The sequence below is a fragment of the Pseudomonas sp. RAC1 genome (assembly GCF_030658255.1).
GTDB lineage: Bacteria > Pseudomonadota > Gammaproteobacteria > Pseudomonadales > Pseudomonadaceae > Aquipseudomonas > Aquipseudomonas boreofloridensis.
On record NZ_JAUTXS020000029.1, the window covers coordinates 22,444 to 40,764 of the forward strand.

General features: G+C 66.2%; 18 protein-coding genes. 9 read left to right on the forward strand and 9 right to left on the reverse strand.

All coding sequences use genetic code 11. The features are described 5' to 3' along the window. Window positions 1–2 precede the first annotated feature (2 nt). From Q7C30_RS09390 to bioB, 8 genes are all read right to left on the reverse strand, one after another. Window positions 3–161, reverse strand: coding sequence for a YqaE/Pmp3 family membrane protein (locus Q7C30_RS09390; protein WP_033727371.1), 159 nt, complete (start codon window positions 159–161; stop codon window positions 3–5). Window positions 162–313: 152 nt separating this feature from the next. After that, on the reverse strand, window positions 314–2,119 hold the full coding sequence (locus Q7C30_RS09395; protein ID WP_317871350.1) for a phenylacyl-CoA dehydrogenase: 1,806 nt from the start codon (window positions 2,117–2,119) through the stop codon (window positions 314–316). Window positions 2,120–2,327: 208 nt separating this feature from the next. After that, a complete protein-coding gene (locus Q7C30_RS09400; protein ID WP_116889589.1) occupies window positions 2,328–2,624 on the reverse strand; it encodes a pyrroloquinoline quinone biosynthesis protein PqqE in 297 nt (98 codons plus the stop codon). A 130-nt stretch (window positions 2,625–2,754) separates the two neighbouring features. After that, complete coding sequence (gene bioD, locus Q7C30_RS09405; protein WP_317871351.1) at window positions 2,755–3,435, reverse strand: dethiobiotin synthase; 681 nt, start codon at window positions 3,433–3,435, stop codon at window positions 2,755–2,757. A 1-nt stretch (window position 3,436) separates the two neighbouring features. Then, complete coding sequence (gene bioC / locus Q7C30_RS09410) at window positions 3,437–4,255, reverse strand: malonyl-ACP O-methyltransferase BioC (protein ID WP_317871352.1); 819 nt, start codon at window positions 4,253–4,255, stop codon at window positions 3,437–3,439. Continuing rightward, window positions 4,248–4,979 (reverse strand): alpha/beta fold hydrolase, encoded by a 732-nt coding sequence (locus Q7C30_RS09415; protein ID WP_029614017.1) that lies wholly within the window; start codon window positions 4,977–4,979, stop codon window positions 4,248–4,250. Before Q7C30_RS09415 ends, bioC begins: the two co-directional genes overlap by 8 nt. After that, window positions 4,972–6,144: an 8-amino-7-oxononanoate synthase gene (gene bioF / locus Q7C30_RS09420; protein ID WP_304485306.1), complete on the reverse strand. Its 1,173-nt coding sequence runs from the start codon at window positions 6,142–6,144 to the stop codon at window positions 4,972–4,974. The genes Q7C30_RS09415 and bioF overlap by 8 nt, the downstream gene beginning before the upstream one ends. A 2-nt stretch (window positions 6,145–6,146) precedes the next feature. After that, a complete protein-coding gene (bioB, locus tag Q7C30_RS09425; RefSeq protein ID WP_029614016.1) occupies window positions 6,147–7,205 on the reverse strand; it encodes a biotin synthase BioB in 1,059 nt (352 codons plus the stop codon). 90 nt (window positions 7,206–7,295) lie between these two features. Between bioB and Q7C30_RS09430 the strand changes: the two genes are divergently transcribed. From Q7C30_RS09430 to Q7C30_RS09450, 5 genes are all read left to right on the forward strand, one after another. Continuing rightward, a complete protein-coding gene (locus Q7C30_RS09430) occupies window positions 7,296–8,033 on the forward strand; it encodes a ComF family protein (protein WP_039581206.1) in 738 nt (245 codons plus the stop codon). 57 nt (window positions 8,034–8,090) lie between these two features. Next, entirely contained in the window at window positions 8,091–8,855 is a 765-nt protein-coding gene (locus Q7C30_RS09435) for a TOBE domain-containing protein (RefSeq protein ID WP_317871353.1), read from the forward strand. Window positions 8,856–8,927: 72 nt separating this feature from the next. Next, entirely contained in the window at window positions 8,928–9,902 is a 975-nt protein-coding gene (locus Q7C30_RS09440; RefSeq protein ID WP_039581212.1) for a serine/threonine protein kinase, read from the forward strand. 39 nt (window positions 9,903–9,941) lie between these two features. Beyond that, the gene (gene rarD, locus Q7C30_RS09445; RefSeq protein ID WP_317871354.1) at window positions 9,942–10,829 is read left to right on the forward strand and encodes an EamA family transporter RarD; all 888 of its coding nucleotides are present in this window, start codon (window positions 9,942–9,944) and stop codon (window positions 10,827–10,829) included. A gap of 360 nt (window positions 10,830–11,189) precedes the next feature. Further along, window positions 11,190–13,367, forward strand: coding sequence for a malate synthase G (locus tag Q7C30_RS09450; protein WP_317871355.1), 2,178 nt, complete (start codon window positions 11,190–11,192; stop codon window positions 13,365–13,367). A gap of 43 nt (window positions 13,368–13,410) precedes the next feature. On the opposite strand, the gene Q7C30_RS09455 is transcribed toward Q7C30_RS09450, so the two are convergent. Beyond that, a complete protein-coding gene (locus Q7C30_RS09455) occupies window positions 13,411–13,854 on the reverse strand; it encodes a response regulator (protein WP_039581218.1) in 444 nt (147 codons plus the stop codon). Window positions 13,855–14,069: 215 nt separating this feature from the next. Here Q7C30_RS09455 and Q7C30_RS09460 point away from each other — a divergent pair, with 215 nt between their 5' ends. From Q7C30_RS09460 to Q7C30_RS09475, 4 genes are all read left to right on the forward strand, one after another. Continuing rightward, on the forward strand, window positions 14,070–16,007 hold the full coding sequence (locus Q7C30_RS09460) for a putative nucleotidyltransferase substrate binding domain-containing protein (RefSeq protein ID WP_317871356.1): 1,938 nt from the start codon (window positions 14,070–14,072) through the stop codon (window positions 16,005–16,007). Then, entirely contained in the window at window positions 16,004–16,714 is a 711-nt protein-coding gene (locus Q7C30_RS09465) for a 3'-5' exonuclease (protein WP_317871357.1), read from the forward strand. Before Q7C30_RS09460 ends, Q7C30_RS09465 begins: the two co-directional genes overlap by 4 nt. Before the next feature lie 115 nt (window positions 16,715–16,829). After that, complete coding sequence (locus tag Q7C30_RS09470) at window positions 16,830–17,348, forward strand: RNA polymerase sigma factor (RefSeq protein ID WP_317871358.1); 519 nt, start codon at window positions 16,830–16,832, stop codon at window positions 17,346–17,348. Beyond that, window positions 17,345–18,301: a FecR family protein gene (locus Q7C30_RS09475; protein ID WP_317871359.1), complete on the forward strand. Its 957-nt coding sequence runs from the start codon at window positions 17,345–17,347 to the stop codon at window positions 18,299–18,301. The genes Q7C30_RS09470 and Q7C30_RS09475 overlap by 4 nt, the downstream gene beginning before the upstream one ends. Window positions 18,302–18,321 lie beyond the last annotated feature (20 nt).

Sequence of the window (18,321 nt, forward strand, 5' to 3'; positions counted from 1 at the left end):
GTTCAGCGCTTGGCGATGATGTACACCGCATGCACGATGCCCGGGATGTAACCGAGCAAGGTCAGCAGGATGTTCAGCCAGAACGCACCGGCGAAACCGACCTGCAGGAAAACACCCAGTGGCGGCAGAAGAATAGCGATGATGATGCGAATGAAGTCCATGGGAATCTCTCCTGAATAGTCTTCAACACAGACTAGCCCGGCGCCCCGGAGGTTCAACCGCTGAAAGCGAAGCGGGTTGAAGACCTGAAATAAAAAAAGACCGCCTGCCGATCAACGGCAGGCGGTCTTTTCGTTTCAGGCCGATTCGGCTATCAGCACGACAGGCCGAAGTCTTCCTCTTTCATCGCCATCAGGTTGTCGGCACCGGACAGGATCGCTGCCACGTGAGCACGAGTGCGCGGCAGGATGCGCTGGAAGTAGAAGCGCGCGGTCTGCAGCTTGGCGGTGTAGAAGGCCGCTTCGCCAGTGCCGGCGGCGAGCTTCTCGGCGGCCACACGGGCAATGTCGGCCCAGAAATAGGCCAGGCAGGCGTAACCGGAGTACATCAGGTAATCCACCGACGCCGCCCCCACTTCCTCGCGGTCTTTCATGGCCGCCATGCCGATCTTCATGGTCAGCTCGCCCCATTCCTTGTTCAGCGCCGCCAGCGGCTCGACGAACTCTTTGGTGGCGTCGTTGCCTTCCTGGCTCTGGCAGAACTTGTGCACGATCTTGGTGAAGCCCTTGAGCGCCTCGCCCTGGGTCATCAGCACCTTGCGCCCGAGCAGGTCGAGGGCCTGGATGCCGGTGGTGCCTTCGTACAGCATGGAGATGCGGCTGTCGCGCACGTTCTGCTCCATGCCCCATTCGGCGATAAAGCCGTGGCCGCCGTAGATCTGCACGCCGTGGTTGGCGGCCTCGAAGCCGACTTCGGTCATGAAGGCTTTAGCGATCGGGGTCAGGAAAGCCAGCAGGGCGTCGGCCTTCTTGCGCGCCTCTTCGTCCTGGCTGTACTTGACGATATCCACCTGCTGGGCGGTGAAGTACACCATCGCCCGATTACCCTCGGCGAAGGCCTTCATGGTCAGCAGCATGCGCCGCACGTCGGGGTGCACGATGATCGGGTCTGCGGCTTTTTCCGGGGCCTTGGGGCCGGTCAGCGAACGCATCTGCAGACGCTCGCGGGCATACTTCAGGCCACCCTGGAAGGCCACTTCGGCGTGGGCCAGGCCTTGCAGCGCGGTGCCCAGGCGTGCGGTGTTCATGAAGGTGAACATGCAGTTCAGGCCCTTGTTGGCAGGGCCGATCAGGTAGCCGGTGGCCGCGTCGAAGTTCATCACGCAGGTGGCGTTGCCGTGGATGCCCATCTTGTGTTCCAGCGAGCCACAGCTCACCCCGTTGCGCTCGCCCACGCCGCCCTCGGCGTTGGGCAGGAACTTCGGCACGATGAACAGCGAAATGCCCTTGGTGCCCGCCGGCGCATCGGGCAGGCGAGCCAGGACGATGTGCACGATGTTGTCGGCCATGTCGTGTTCACCGGCCGAAATGAAGATCTTGGTGCCGGACACTTTGTAGCTGCCGTCAGCCTGAGGCTCGGCCTTGGTGCGCAGCATGCCCAGGTCGGTGCCGCAATGCGGCTCGGTCAGGCACATGGTGCCAGTCCATTCGCCAGACACCAGCTTGGTCAGGTAGACCTGCTGCTGCTCGGGCGTGCCGTGCTCGGAAATGGTGTTCATCGCGCCGTGGGACAGGCCCGGGTACATGCCCCAGGACCAGTTGGACTCGCCGACCATCTCGCTCAGGGTCAAGCCCAGCGATTCAGGCAGGCCCTGGCCGCCGTGCTCGACATCGTGGGCCAGGCTCGGCCAGCCACCTTCGACGAACTGCTTGTAGGCTTCCTTGAAGCCGGTCGGCGTCTTCACGCCCGACTCGCTCCAGGTGCAGCCTTCCAGATCGCCGACGCGGTTCAGCGGCGACAGGACCTGCTCGCAGAACTTCGCGCCTTCTTCAAGGATGGCATCGACCATGTCCGGGGTGGCGTCCTGGCAACCCGGCAGGCTCTGATAGTGCGTTTCATACCCGAGCAGCTCGTCACGGACGAAGCGAATATCACGCAAGGGGGCTTTGTATTCGGGCATGGCGATGAACCTCTGGCTAGTTCGTTGGGGACCGCGGGCACCGACCAGCTCTTGGCGGCTTTCGGTCAAACAGTTGTTTGAAACTTACGTTTAGCCCGGAACAATGTCAAGGAGGGACCATGGTGCCAATTTGGTCGCGCAAGAGGGCGTTTCGGTCATGGCAAGGCGGCAGCAACGCCCGAAGAGCGGGCGCGCTCGGAAAGCGGGATCAGGCGTAGGTATCGATGAACTTGCCGAGCATTTCGTCGGATGCCTTGGCGACTTTCACGCCCAGCTCGACCTCGTGCTTGCCCAGGGCGAGCTGCACGGTGCTGGTGGCCAGGTCTTGCTGCTGGCTGCGGTCCACGCCACGCAGGCGCTCGGCCTGGAAATCGGTGGACTGGTTACTGGTCGCGCGTTCTACACCGTTGCTAGCGATCTGGCTGGCGGCCTGGTCGAGGCGGTTCTGACCGTTCTGGATGGCGCCCAGACCTGCGTAGAAAGCAGAGCTGCCGTTGATTTCCATGTCAGGACTCCACATGACGGATTGAGAAACGTGCCCTGATTAAACCAGCCTGGCGGCAAAAAGGCCCGTTTAAATCCCTAATAGCCCAGTGCCATCCGATAGAGAGAGGGCATCTGCCCGCCCGCGACCGCTATTGCAGCAGGTCCAGATGCAGGTACCCGGCCACCGTCTGCGCCTGGGCCGTTTTCAGCCAGGGCACGCGTCCCAGACACGGCGCGGGCAAGCGCTCAGCGAGGCTGGCGAGGTTGTCTTCCAGCCGTGCCGTTCGCGGATCCACCACATTGGCCACCCAGCCGGCCAGTTGCAGACCGTCGCGGGCGATAGCCTCGGCGCTGAGCAGGGCATGGTTGATACAGCCCAGGCGCACACCCACCACCAGGATCACCGGCAACTTCAGCGCAACCGCCAGATCGGACAGGTTGGCCTGGTCGGACAACGGCACCCGCCAGCCACCGGCGCCTTCGATCAGGGTGAAGTCGGCGCCCTGTGCCAGCACCTGTCGCATGGCGTCGCGCAGGGCTGGCACGGCCAGCGCCACACCTGCCTCGCGGGCGGCCACGTGCGGCGCGATGGCGGGCTCGAAGGCACAGGGATTGACCTGCTCGTACGGCAGCTTGATCGAGCTCTGTTCGATCAGCGCCAGCGCATCGCTGTTGCGCAGGCCCTGGGCGCCGAGCATGCAACCGGAGGCCACCGGCTTGCCGGCCAGGGTGCTCCAGCCCTTTCGCTGCGCGGCATTGAGCAGGCCGGCGGCGATGGTGGTCTTGCCGACGTCGGTGTCCGTGCCGGCGATGAAGTAGGCGTGGTTCATGTCAGTGCTCTTGATCGTTGCGCAGGACGCCATAGACCACTTGGTACGTGGCGGGCAGCCCTTGAGCGTCGCGGAACTGTTCGTAGGCCTGGAGCATGCCCTGCACCCGCGCCCGCCCTGTCAGGCCCGAAGGGCGTCCGGGATTGAGGTTGTGCGCACCGAGGGCCTTGAGTTCGTGGGTCAGGCTGCGCACGTCCGGGTAATGCAGCACATGGGCGCGACGCTCCAGGCCAAGCACGGTCAGGCCACTGTCGGCGCACAGGCGTTGGTAGTCGTCGAAACGGCGGAAGCGGTTGACGTGCACCTGCCCGTCCACCGCCTGCCAACTGGCGCGCAGTTCCTCCAGCGTGCCGACGCACAGGCTGCTGAACGCCAGCACCCCGCCCGGTCGCAACGCCCGCCGCGCCTCGGCCAGCACGCTGGCAAAGGCGTCGCACCATTGCACTGCCAGGCTGCTGAAAATCAGGTCGAAGACCTGGTCGCGCACCGGCAGGCGCTCGGCATCGCCCGCCGCATGATGATGCGCCCCGCCGTGCTGACGCGCGTGCGCCAGCATGCCTTCGGCGATGTCCAGCGCCAGGCCGTGGGCGCCCGTGAAGCGTGTGGCCAGGGCTCGGCTGAAATGGCCGGTGCCGCTGCCCAGGTCGAGCCAGCGCGCGGGGGCCAGCGATGCCGGCAGGCGTTCGAGCAGCGCCTCGCCCACTGCGCGTTGCAGCGCAGCGACGCTGTCGTAGCTGGCCGCTGCGCGGGAAAACGAGGCCGCCACCTGGCGCTTGTCGGGCAAGGCGCCGGGCAACGGCGGATGGGAAAGGTCAGTCATCGCCACTCTCATGCAGGAAACTCTTGATGCCCGACGCCAGCTCCTGCGGGTACTCCAGCAGGAACGCGTGGGAACTGTCTTCGACCAGACCCACTTCGACGTCTGGCAGCAACTCGCTGAGGGCCTTGGCCGCATCGGCCGGCACCAGCGCGTCGCTGCCGGCGTACAGGTGCAACTGCGGCCCGGCGTAGTGCTCCAGGGCCTGTCGGGTGTCCAGTTGCGCCAGCACCTCCAGGCCATTGGCCAGGTACAGCGGGTCGGTGTCCGGCACGCCCACGCCGAGTTGACGCAGCAGCGTACGCGGCTGCTGTGCACCCTCGCTGCACAGGCTGCGAAAGCGCTTGAGGGTCACCTGCGGATGGCTGCGACAACCGTCGAGGAAGGTGCCGAAGGTGTCCTCGGCCATGCCATGGGGCCAGTCGGGGCGCGCCACGAAACTGGGGTTGCTGGCCAGGGTCAGCAGGCCGCAGCAATGATCGCCGCGTTTATGCGCCAGGGCGCTGGCGAGCATGCCGCCCAGCGACCAGCCGCCCAGCCAGACATCGGTGGGCAGCTTGCGGTCCAGGTAGTCGATCCAGACCTGCGCACTGGCCTCGGCCAGCTCGGGCAAGGGCGCCAGTTCGACGTGCAGGCGCGGGTCCTGGGCGCGCAGGCTGGCGGCCAGGGGTTGCAGTGAAGCGGTGCCCAGCCCCCAGCCGGGCAGGAGGATCAGTCGATTACGCATGGGCGGACTCCAGCTGTGCATGACACTCGGCCAATGCATTCAACAATAGCTGGACCTGCGCCTCGCTGTGCGCCGCACTGAGGGTCACGCGCAGGCGAGCGCCGCCAGCCGGAACCGTGGGCGGACGAATCGCGGTCACCAGTAGCCCGCGCTGGCGCAGCATCGCCGACAGCTTCAACGCCCGCGCCGCATCGCCCACCAGGATCGGCTGGATGGCCGTGGGACTGTCCATCAATACCAGGCCGATCTGCTGCGCGCCCGCGCGGAACTGGCCTATCAGCGCCGCCAACTTCTCCCGCCGCCAGGTTTCGTCGCGCAGCAGTTGCAGGCTTTTCAAGGTGGCGCAGGCCAGCGCCGGGGGCTGGCTGGTGGTGTAGATGTAGGGCCTGGCGAACTGCACCAGCGCCTCGATCAGGTCGTCGCTGCCGGCCACGAAGGCGCCTGCCGTGCCGCAGGCCTTGCCCAAGGTGCCGATCAGCACCGGCACCTCGTCCACGCCCAGGCCGAAGTGCTCGACGATGCCGCCGCCCCGGGCGCCCAGCGTGCCGAAGCCATGGGCGTCGTCGACCATCAGCCAGGCGCCCTTGGGCCTGGCCACGGCCGACAGCGCGGGCAAGTCGGCCAGGTCGCCGTCCATGCTGAACACGCCGTCGGTGATCACCAGCGTGTCGCCACTGGCCTTGCCCAAGCGGTTCGCCAGGCTGGCCGCATCGTTGTGCAGGTAACGGCTGAAACGCGCGCCGCTGAGCAGCCCGCCATCGAGCAGTGAGGCGTGGTTGAGGCGGTCCTGTAGCACCGTATCACCCTGGCCCACCAGCGCCGTGATGGCGCCCAGGTTGGCCATGTAGCCGGTGCTGAACAGCAGCGCACGCGGGCGTCCGGTGAGTTCGGCCAGGGCTTCTTCGACCGCATGGTGCGGCGTGCTGTGACCGATCACCAAATGCGAGGCTCCGCCGCCGACGCCCCAGCGCTCGGCGCCGTCGCGCCAGGCCGCGATCACGTCGGGGTGATTGGCCAGGCCCAGGTAATCGTTGCTGCAGAAAGCCAGCAGGCGCTGGCCATCGACGATGACCTCCGGGCCTTGCGGGCTTTGCAGCAGCGGCCGTTGCCGGTACAGGTCCGCGGCGCGGCGTTCGGCCAGACGCGCCGCCAGATCGAACGCCATGTTCAGGCCGATGCGGCGTCGTAGAACAGTTCGCTGCTGCGCTGCTCGACCAGTGCCTGCTCGATGGCCGCCTGGTGCACCTCATCGGCGTGCTCTTCGCGCGCTTCAGGCTTGATGCCCAGGCGGGCGAACAGTTGCATGTCCTTGTCGGCCTGCGGGTTGGCGGTAGTCAGCAGTTTCTCGCCGTAGAAGATGGAATTGGCCCCGGCCATGAACGCCAGCGCCTGCATCTGCTCATTCATCTGCTCGCGACCGGCGGACAGGCGCACGTGCGACTTGGGCATCAGGATGCGCGCTACGGCCAGCATGCGGATGAAGTCGAACGGATCGACATCGGCCTCGTCGGCCAGCGGCGTGCCGGCGACCTTGACCAGCATGTTGATCGGCACCGACTCCGGGTGCTCGGGCAGGTTGGCCAACTGGATCAGCAGGCCCGCGCGGTCGTCCAGCGACTCGCCCATGCCGAGGATGCCGCCGGAGCAGATCTTCATGCCGGCGTCACGCACATAGGCCAGGGTCTGCAGGCGCTCGCTGTAGGTGCGGGTGGTGATGATGCTGCCGTAGAACTCCGGCGAGGTGTCCAGGTTGTGGTTGTAGTAGTCCAGGCCGGCCTGGGCCAGCGCCTGGGTCTGCTCCTGGTCGAGCTTGCCGAGGGTCATGCAGGTCTCCAGGCCCATGGCCTTGACGCCTTTGACCATTTCCAGCACGTAGGGCATGTCTTTGGCCGAGGGGTGTTTCCAGGCAGCGCCCATGCAGAAGCGGGTCGAGCCGATGGCTTTGGCCCGCGCGGCTTCCTCCAGCACTTTCTGCACTTCCATCAGCTTCTGCTTTTCCAACCCAGTGTTGTAGTGACCGGACTGCGGGCAGTACTTGCAATCTTCCGGGCAGGCACCGGTCTTGATCGACAGCAGCGTGGAGACCTGCACGCGGTTGGGGTCGAAGTGCGCGCGGTGGACGATCTGGGCTTGGAACAACAGGTCATTGAAGGGTTGCTGGAACAACGCTTTGACCTCGTCCAGGGACCAGTCGTGACGTGTTGTTGCAGTTGCGCTGGCGCTCATCGGCGTTTCCTTATCTAGGCTCTGACAGGCGCCGGGACAGGTAGAGCCCGCCAGCGCATCACGGATAGCGCGCATAGTCAGGGAAGGCCCATGCACTGTCAACCACGCTTAAAACAACTGGTCAACAACTGGTTAAATAGTAACCATATCTGTTTGTTGTGCGATGCACGGGCCGAACAGCCTTATCCACTCTGTCCGGCCTGCGAGCACGACCTGCCCTGGCTCGATGAGCAGTGCTCGCGCTGCGCCCTGCAATTGCCGATGCGCGGCCTCACCTGTGGCCCGTGCAAACGCCGGCCGCCGCCGTTCGAGCAGGTGGTGGCGCCATGGCACTTCGGTTTCCCGCTGGATACCGCCATCAGTCGCTTCAAGCACCGTGCGCAGTGGCCGCTGGGGCGGCTGCTGGCGCAGTTGCTGGGACACGCCTTGCAGCACCGCTATGACCAGGACCTGCCCCGACCCGACCTCCTGCTGCCGGTGCCCCTGTCCAGGCGACGGCTGCGCCAGCGCGGTTTCAACCAGGCCGGCATGCTCGCGCGCTGGTTGTCCGGCCCGTTGCAGATCCCCTGCGAAGAGCGCTGGCTGCTGAGACCACGCGACACCGTGGCGCAACAGAGCCTCGACGCCAAGGCGCGCTGGCAGAACTTGCGTCAGGCCTTTGCGCTCGCCCCACAGGCGGTGCTGCAAGGGCGGCATGTGGCGCTGGTGGACGACGTGCTGACCACCGGTGCCACGGCCCGCGCGCTGGCCAGCCTGCTGCGCCAAGGCGGCGCGCGCCGCGTCGATGTCTACTGCCTGGCCCGCACGGCCAGGCCCGAGCAGGCTTGACGTGCCTGGTCGGCAGAGGCAAGTTTCTGCCCCATCGCCTTCCTGGTCATCGCACCCATGTCACTGCCCGCCCTGCTCGCTCAACACATCCTGCGCCGCCCCCAGCGCATCGGCCTGCTGCAGCACATCGCCGAACAAGGCTCGATCACCGCGGCCGCCAAGGCGGCGGGCATCAGCTACAAGAGCGCCTGGGACGCCATCGACGAGCTCAACAACCTGGCCGCGCAGCCGCTGGTCGAGCGCAACGCCGGTGGCCGGGGCGGTGGCGGTGCGCGGCTGTCGGCAGAAGGCGAGCGCGTGCTGCGCCTGTATCAGCGGTTGCAGGCCCTGCACAGCGAAATCCTCGAGTCCAGCGATGAGCCAGGCGACTTGGACCTGCTGGGGCGGTTGATGCTACGTACCAGTGCCCGCAACCAGTTGCGCGGACAGGTCGGCCGGCTAGTGCGCGACGGGCGCCATGACCGCGTGACCCTGACCCTCGGCGGCGGCCTGGAAATCGATGCGCTGATCACCCCGGACAGTACCGAGCGCCTGGAGCTGGCGCCGGGCAGCACGGTGGTGGCGCTGCTCAAGGCCGGCTGGGTCACGCTGCTCGGCGCCACGGCGCAGGCCGACCCGCACAGCAACTGCGTACAGGTGCGAGTCGAAGAGATCCTCGCCGATCAGGCCGACACCCGCGAACTGCGCCTGGCCCTGGGCAAAGGCCAGACCCTCTGCGCGTTCGCCGAAGCCGCTTGGCTGCAACAGGAAGGGCTGGCAGCGGGCAGCACCGTGCGGGCGCAGTTCCACCCCTCGTTCGTGCTGCTGGGCGTGCCGGTCTGAGCACAGGCGCCAGGGTCGGCCGCAGCGCAATGGGTTACCATGATCGGCCTGCCTTCCCTTGCCGGAGCTTTCATGTCCCACCCCTTCGACACCCTCACCCCCGACCTGGTCCTGGACGCCGTCGAAAGCCTGGGCTTTCTCAGCGACGCGCGGGTACTGGCGCTCAACAGCTACGAGAACCGTGTCTATCAGGTGGGCATCGAAGGCCAGCAGCCACTGATCGCCAAGTTCTATCGCCCGGACCGCTGGAGCGATGCGGCGATCCTCGAGGAGCATGCGTTCAGCTTCGAGCTGGCCGAGCACGAAGTGCCGATCGTCGCCCCCTTGCAACATGAGGGGCGCAGCCTGTTCGCCCACCAGGGTTTTCGCTTCGCCCTGTTCCCGCGCCGCGGCGGACATGCGCCGGAGCCCGGCAACCTCGATCAGTTGTACCGCCTGGGTCAATTGCTCGGGCGCTTGCATGCCGTGGGGGCGACGCGGCCGTTCGAGCACCGCGAGACCCTGGCGGTGGACAACTTCGGCCATGCCTCGCTCAAGACCCTGCTCGACGGCCACTTCGTGCCCCGCGAACTGCTACCGGCCTTCGAGTCCGTCGCGCGCGATCTGCTGGCGCGGGTCGAGGCGATCTACGCACGCACCCCGTGCCAGGCCATCCGCCTGCACGGCGACTGCCATGCCGGTAACCTGATGCACCGTGACGACGTCTACCATGTCGTCGACCTGGACGACTGCCGCATGGGCCCAGCGGTACAGGACCTGTGGATGATGCTCGCCGGCAGCCGTGAAGAACGATTGGGGCAACTGGCCGAACTGGTGGACGGCTACAACGAGTTCCATGACTTCGACCCGCGCCAGTTGGCCCTGATCGAGCCGCTGCGCGCCCTGCGCCAACTGCACCACAGCGCCTGGCTGGCGCGGCGCTGGGACGATCCGGCGTTCCCGCGCAGCTTCCCCTGGTTCGGCCAGCCCCGTTACTGGGGCGATCAGATCCTGGCGCTGCGCGAACAGATCGCCGCGCTGGACGAAGCGCCACTTAAAGTGTTCTGACCCCAAAGTCCCACCCAGTCGTTCAAGCAAGGACTCTGCATGCAAGCCGCCAACCCGCAACGCGGGTACATCCTGGGCCTGAGCGCCTACATCATCTGGGGCCTGTTCCCCCTGTATTTCAAAGCCATCCAGAGCGTGCCGGCGGTGGAGATCATCGTCCACCGGGTGCTGTGGTCGGCACTGTTCGGCGCGCTGCTGCTGGCGGTCTGGAAGCATCCGCAGTGGTGGCGCGAACTGCGTGACAACCCGCGCCGCCTGGGCATCCTGGCGCTGAGCGGGACGCTGATCGCCGCCAACTGGCTGACCTACGTGTGGGCGGTGAACAACGGACGCATGCTGGAGGCCAGCCTGGGCTACTACATCAACCCGCTGATCAACGTGCTGTTGGGCCTGCTGCTGCTCGGCGAGCGCCTGCGCCGCCTGCAATGGCTGGCGGTGGGGCTGGCGGCTGCCGGGGTGGCGCAGCAGGTCTGGCAGGTCGGCGGCTTACCGTGGGTGTCGCTGGGCCTAGCCTTGTCGTTCGGTTTCTATGGCCTGATCCGCAAGCAGGCACCGGTGGCGGCGCTGCCGGGTCTGGTGGTGGAGACCTGGATGCTGGTGCCGTTGGCCCTGGGTTGGCTGCTGCTGCATCCAGAGGCCAATAGCGCGCATGTGGCGTTCTTCGGCAGCAGCGAAGCGCTGTGGCTGATGGCCGCGGGCCCGGTGACCCTGGTGCCGCTGCTGTGCTTCAACGCGGCGGCGCGCCACCTGCCTTACACCACGCTGGGTTTTCTGCAGTACCTCGCACCGACGCTGGTGCTGTTGCAGGCGGTGCTGCTGTTCGACGAGCACCTGTCGGCGAGCACTCTGGTGGCCTTCTTCTTTATCTGGGCAGGGCTGGCGATCTATAGCGTCGATGCCTGGCTGACCCTGCGCAAGCGCAGATGATCGACGCGCCGCAGACAGGAACGCCCCAGCAAAACGAAACGGCCCGAAAATCGTGTACCGTTTTTAGATTTATCTGGAACAATCTGTCTGTTTTTTGCGAACATGCCTTTTCCTAGCGTGACCCCAAGTGACCGAGCGGTCGCGGGACGACGCTTTTAGTCTGATGTTCACGCGTCTGGCGCATCATGTAGTATTCGCCAGCGCAGACTACAAAACGTCGTCCGGGGGTCTGCCGAGGCGCCTGTGACACCATGCGACCCGTCCTCCAGCCCGCTGGCAGGCCGGACACTTCGCGTGTTGGGAGAAGCGCTACAGGCTCAATACAGAAGAGCGAAACAGCTGAGCAGAGTGAGGCAAGCAATGACTGGATACGTTCAAGTCGGTGGCCTTCAGGTCGCCAAGGTTCTCTACGACTTCGTCAACGACGAAGCCCTGGCGGGGACCGGCATCGTCGCCGAGCAGTTCTGGAGCGGTGCAGAGAAGATCATCAACGACCTCGCTCCAAAGAACAAAGCCCTGCTCGCCAAGCGCGACGCGCTGCAAGCCAAGATCGATGCCTGGCACCAGGCACGCCAGGGTCAGGCCCACGACGCCGCGGCCTACAAGGCATTCCTCGAGGAAATCGGTTATCTGCTCCCCGCAGCAGGCGACTTCCAGGCCACCACGCAAAACGTCGACGAAGAGATCGCCCAGATGGCCGGTCCGCAGTTGGTGGTGCCGGTGATGAATGCCCGCTTCGCCCTGAACGCCGCCAACGCCCGCTGGGGCTCGCTGTATGACGCGCTGTACGGCACCGACGCCATCAGCGAAGACGGCGGCGCCGAAAAGGGCCAGGGCTACAACAAGGTGCGCGGCGACAAGGTCATCGCCTTCGGCCGCGCCTTCCTCGACGAAGCAGCGCCCCTGGCAGCCGGCTCGCACGTCGACGCCACCGCCTACCGCATCGACGCCGGCAAGCTGGTCGTGGCGCTGAAGGGCGGCAGCAACAGCGGCCTGCGCGACGACGCGCAACTGATCGGCTTCCAGGGCCAGGCCAGTGCGCCGACAGCCGTGCTGCTCAAGCACAACGGCCTGCACTTCGAGATCCAGGTCGACGCCAGCACGCCGGTCGGCAGCACCGATGCCGCCGGGGTCAAGGACATCCTCATGGAGTCGGCGCTGACCACCATCATGGACTGCGAAGACTCGGTCGCGGCGGTGGACGCCGACGACAAGGTCATCGTCTACCGCAACTGGCTGGGCCTGATGAAGGGCGACCTGGCCGAAAGCGTGAGCAAAGGCGGCAAGACCTTCACCCGCACCATGAACCCTGACCGCGAATACAGCGCGCCGAACGGCGGCACGGTCACCCTGCACGGCCGCTCGCTGCTGTTCGTGCGTAACGTCGGTCACCTGATGACCAACCCGGCGATCCTCGACGCCCAAGGCCACGAGGTGCCCGAAGGCATCCAGGACGGCCTGTTCACCAACCTGATCGCCCTGCATAACCTCAACGGCAACACCAGCCGCCGCAACACCCGTTCAGGCAGTGTGTACATCGTCAAGCCGAAGATGCACGGCCCCGAAGAAGTGGCGTTCGCCGCTGAAATCTTCAGCCGCGTCGAAGACCTGCTGGGCATGCCGCGCAACACCGTGAAGGTCGGCATCATGGACGAGGAGCGCCGTACCACGGTCAACCTCAAGGCCTGTATCCAGGCTGCCGCCGAACGCGTGGCGTTCATCAACACCGGCTTCCTCGACCGCACCGGCGACGAGATCCACACCTCGATGGAGGCCGGCGCCATGGTGCGCAAAGGTGCCATGAAGAGCGAGAAATGGATCGGTGCCTACGAGAACAACAACGTCGACGTGGGCCTGGCCACCGGCCTGCAGGGCCGTGCGCAGATCGGCAAGGGCATGTGGGCCATGCCGGACCTGATGGCGGCGATGCTCGAACAGAAGATCGCGCACCCGATGTCCGGCGCCAATACCGCCTGGGTGCCGTCGCCGACCGCTGCCACGCTGCATGCCCTGCACTACCACAAGGTCGATGTGCAGGCACGTCAGCGCGAGCTGGCCAGCCGTACCCCGGCGTCGGTGGACGACATCCTGAGCATCCCGCTGGCGACCGACCGCAACTGGTCGGACGACGAGATCCGCAACGAACTGGACAACAACGCCCAGGGCATCCTCGGCTATGTGGTGCGCTGGATCGACCACGGCGTGGGCTGCTCCAAGGTGCCGGACATCAACAATGTCGGCTTGATGGAAGACCGCGCCACGCTGCGCATCTCCGCGCAGTTGCTGGCCAACTGGCTGCGCCATGGCGTGGTGACCCAGGAGCAGGTGCTGGAAAGCCTCAAGCGTATGGCAGCGGTGGTCGACCGGCAGAACGCCGGCGATGCGCAGTATCGCCCGATGGCGCCGAACTTCGATGACAACATCGCGTTCCAGGCCGCCGTGGAACTGGTGATCGAAGGGGCCAAGCAGCCCAACGGTTACACCGAGCCGGTGCTGCATCGTCGTCGTCGCGAGTTCAAGGCCCGCAACGGGCTGTAAGCCGTTCCGGCCCCGCCGCGCTCACTGCGCGCGCGGGGCCGGACTAATCAAGCCGCAACTCCGTCTTCACCAACTCCAGCAGCTTGCCCAGGTCGACCGGCTTGAGCAGGAAGTCCAGCACGCCCAGGTGCATCACATCCACCGCTTCCTTCACGTCGGTGTCGCCCGACACCACGATGATCGACACTTGCGCGCAGTCCGACTCGCGCACCTTGCGGATCAGCTCCAGTCCGTCCACCGGCAGCATGCGCAGGTCGGTGATCATCAGCGCGATGCGCGGCTCGTAATGCAGCTTGAACAGCGCTTCTTCGGCACCGTCGGCCGTCATGCAGTCGATACCGCGGCTTTTCAGGTACAGGCTCAACGCCTCGCTGTTCACCGGATTGTCGTCCACCACCAGCACCACCGGCCTGGGTGGGGTCGGCGCACTCACCACGGCCAGGGCCTCGCGCTCGGCGTCACTCAATATGTCGTCATGCTCAGCCATGGCCATCTCGTCAAAAAAATCCCGCAGTGTTGTTAAGACCGCCGAAACCGTCGTAACGGCCTTCCTTTCGTCGGAACCTTGACGAAGCCCTCGCCCGCTAGACTTACGTCCAATGGGCATCCCCCGACGCTCGGCCGACCATGGGGTTCGACAACAACAAAGCCGCCCCTATAGATAGATATATATAGTTCGGCATAAGGCAGACGGTCAGCCCCATGAGCAAAAAGGACGCCTTCACCCAGGCCGGCAGGACAGCCGTCCTGCAGAACGTTCAAGGCACGTTGCAATTCCTGCAGCGCTTTGCGCCCTTCAACCAGATGGAACAGGGCCACCTGTCGTACTTGGTAGAGCAGTGCCAACTGCGCTTCTATGCCAGCGGCGAGAGCATCATCAAGCCCGCCGACGGCCCCGTGGAGCACTTCTACATCGTCAAGCAGGGCCGGGTGGTGGGCGAGCGCCAGCACGTCACTGGCCCCGGCGTGGAAACCACCTTCGAGATCGCCACCGGCGAGTGCTTCCCCCTGGCCGCGTTGCTCGGCGAACGGGCCACGCGCACCGAGCACCTGGCCGGCGAAGACACCTTCTGCCTGCAACTGAACAAAGCCGCGTTCATCCGCGTGTTCTCGCTGTCCGACGTGTTCCGCGACTTCGCCCTGCGCGGGGTCAGCAGCCTGCTCGATCAGGTCAACCAGCAGGTGCGCCAGCGCGCAGCGCACACCCTCGGCACCCAGTACTCGCTGAATACGCCACTGGGCGAACTGGCCATGCGTCACCCGGTGGTGTGCCCGCCGGACATGCCGCTGCGCGATGCCGTGCGCCTGATGCACGAGCAGCAGGTGGGCAGCATCGTGATCGTCGATACGCAGCGTTTCCCCATCGGCATCTTCACCCTGCGCGACCTGCGCCAGGTGATCGCCGACGCCAGCGCAGAGCTGGATGCGCCGATCGAGCGCCACATGACCGCCGCGCCCTTCTTCCTCGCGCCACAGGCCAGCGCCTTCGATGGCGCCCTGGCGATGACCGAGCGGCACATCGCCCACATCTGCCTGGTGGACAACGGGCGGCTGTGCGGCGTGGTCTCCGAGCGCGACCTGTTTTCCCTGCAGCGCGTCGATCTGGTGCACCTGGCGCGCACCATTCGCCACGCACCACGGCTGGAAGCGCTGGTGACCCTGCGTGGGGAAATCGGCCAACTGGTCGAGCGCATGCTCGCCCACGGCGCGTCCTCGACGCAGATCACCCAGATCATCACCCTGCTCAACGACCACACCGTGTGCCGGGTGATCGAACTGGCCCTGGCCGACCACGGCGATCCGGGGATCGCCTTCAGTTGGTTGTGCTTCGGCAGCGAAGGCCGCCGCGAACAGACCCTGCACACCGACCAGGACAACGGCATCCTCTTCGATGCCGCAGACGCCGCCGAGGCCGAAACGTTGCGCGCGCGCCTGCTGCCGTTGGCGAACAGCATCAATCAGGATCTGGCCCAGTGTGGCTTCAGCCTGTGCAAAGGCAACGTCATGGCCGGCAATCCCGAGCTGTGCCTGTCGCGCGCAGAATGGGCACAACGTTTCGCCGGTTTCATCCGCGAGGCCAGCCCGGAGAACCTGCTGGGTTCGAGCATCTATTTCGACCTGCGCGTGGTGTGGGGCGACGAGCAGGGTTGCGAACAGTTGCGCCAGAGCATCCTGGCGCAGGTCGCGGACAACCGCATCTTCCAGCGCATGATGGCTGACAACGCCCTGCGCCAGCGCCCGCCCGTGGGGCGCCTGCGCGACTTCGTGCTGACCCGGCAGGGCAACGACAAGACCGCCACCCTCGACCTCAAGGTCCAGGGCCTCACCCCCTTCGTCGACGGTGCGCGGCTGCTGGCCCTGGCCAACGGCATCGCCGCCAACAACACCTTGGAACGCCTGCGCCAGCTGGTGGCCAAGGGGGTCATCGACGCCCTCGACGGCGCCGCCTTCGAGGAGGCCTATCACTTCATCCAGCAGACTCGCATGCAGCAGCACCAGCGCCAGAGCCGCGACAACCAGCCCTACTCCAATCGCCTCGACCCGGACAGCCTCAATCACCTGGACCGGCGCATCCTGCGCGAATCGCTGCGCCAGGCTCAGCGCCTGCAAAGCAGTCTGGCCCAGCGGTATCAACTGTGAAACTGTTCGCCTGGCTGCGCCCGCGCACGCCGACGCTCGACGTCGATCTGCAACAGCGCCTGGCCAGCCTGCCACGTCCGGCCGCGCTCGGTGTGTGCTCGCTGCGCGAGCAGCGCTGGGTGGTGCTGGACCTGGAGACCAGCGGCCTGAACCTGCAACGCGACCAGGTGCTGTCGATCGGCGCGGTGGCCATCGAGGACGGCGCCATCGCCCTGGGTGGGCAATTCGAGCGCACCCTGCGTCGGCCAGAGCAGAAGACCACCGCCAGCGTGCTGATCCACGGCCTGGGCCCCAGCGCCCTGGCTGCCGGCAGCGATCCTGCCCAGGCGCTGGTCGAGTTGCTGGAGTTCATCGGCGACAGCCCGGTGCTGGCCTTCCATACCCCATTCGACCAAGGCATGCTCGGCCGGGCACTCAAGGACACCCTCGGTTACCGCCTGCAACAGGTGTTCATCGATGTCGCCGAACTGGCGCCCATGCTCAACCCCGACACGGTGCTGCGCGAGGCGGGGCTGGACGACTGGGTGGCACGCTTCGGCCTCGAGGTGCAGGCGCGTCACCACGCCAGCGCCGACGCCCAAGTGACCGCCGAGCTGGCGCTGATCCTGTTCAGCCAGGCGCGGCGCCAGCAACTGGATAGCCCGCTGCAACTGGAGCAGCGGCTGCGCCAATGGCGGCGCCGCGCGCTGCAGCCTCACGGTCTGTAAAAGCCGCCGGGCGACGTCGAGCATTCTGACAAGCGTCAATTGCATCCCCCGGTGCAGCTCTGCCACAATCGCGAATCATTATCGTTATTTAACGCATTCTTTTCGGGGACCGCCCTTGTCGTCCGTGCACAGCCCACATGCCGAGCTGGTCGGCAGCCTGTACCGCGACCATCGCGGCTGGCTGATGGCCTGGCTGCAGCGCAGCATCGCCTGCCGCCAGCGCGCCGAAGACCTGAGCCAGGACACCTTCGTGCGCCTGCTGGGTCGCGAGCAGTTGAGCGCGCCACGCGAGCCGCGCGCGTTCCTCGTCGCCGTGGCCAAGGGTTTGCTGTTCGACCACTTCCGCCGCGCCGCGCTGGAGCAGGCCTACCTCGCCGAACTGGCGCTGCTGCCCAGCGCCGAACACCCCTCCCCGGAAATGCAGCACCTGATCCTCGAAGACCTCAAGGCCATCGACCGGTTGCTGGGCACACTGTCGAGCAAGGCGCGCGCGGCGTTTCTGTACAACCGCCTGGACGGCCTGGGCCACGCCGAGATCGCCGAGCGCCTGGGCGTCTCGGTCTCGCGGGTGCGCCAGTACATCGCCCAAGGCCTGCGCCAATGCTATGTGGCGTTGTACGGAGCGCCGACGTGAACAACCTGCCGGTCTCGGCCAAGGTGCTGGAAGCCGCCATCGCCTGGAAGCTGTGCCTGGAAGGCGGCGATGGCACGGCCGATGAGCGCGATGCCTTCAAGCGCTGGCAGGCCGCCAGCGAGGAACATGCCCGTGCCTGGTTTCAATTGAGCCTGCTCGACCAGCGCGTCGGCGCGGCGACCGGTCCGGCCCGCCATGCCCTGCTGCAATCGCGTGCGGGCCTGCGCCAACGGGTCGGCAAGCTTGGCGGCGGGCTGGCCGGCATGCTGCTGCTCGGCGGGCTGCTGGCCTGGAGCGCAGCACCCTCGCTGGCGCCCAGCTACTGGCTGGCCGACCAGCGCACCGGCACCGGGGAACTGCGCACCCTGCGCCTGGAAGACGGCACGTTGCTCAGCCTGGACACCCACACGGCGGTGGACATCGACTTTGCCGGCGAACAGCGGGTGATCGTGCTGCACCAGGGCGAGATTTCGGTCGAAACCGGTCACGACGACCCGCGCCCGCTCTGGGTACGCACCGACGACGGCCGCCTGCGTCCGCTGGGCACGCGCTTTTTGGTCAAGCGCGAGACCGCCGGGACGCGGCTGGAAGTGCTGCAGGCCCGGGTCGCGGCGCAACCGCGTGATCAAGGCAACGAACAGGTGCTGGACGAAGGCCAGCAGGTGCTGATGAATGCCCAGGGGCTGGGGTTGATCGGCCCGGTCCAGCCCGGCGCCGATGCCTGGACGCGCGGCATGCTGGTGGTGGACAACGTGCGCCTGGGCGACCTGGTGGCCGAATTGAGCCGCTACCGCAGCGGCCACCTGGGCGTGTCCGGCAAGGTAGCGCAACTGCGGGTCAGCGGCAGCTTCCCCTTGACCGACACCGACCTGGCGCTGGCCTCGCTGGTACCAGCGTTGCCGGTGAAGATCGAACGGCGCACGCCGTGGTGGGTGACGGTCGAGGCCAGGTAAACCCTCCCCCCGTCCTCTGT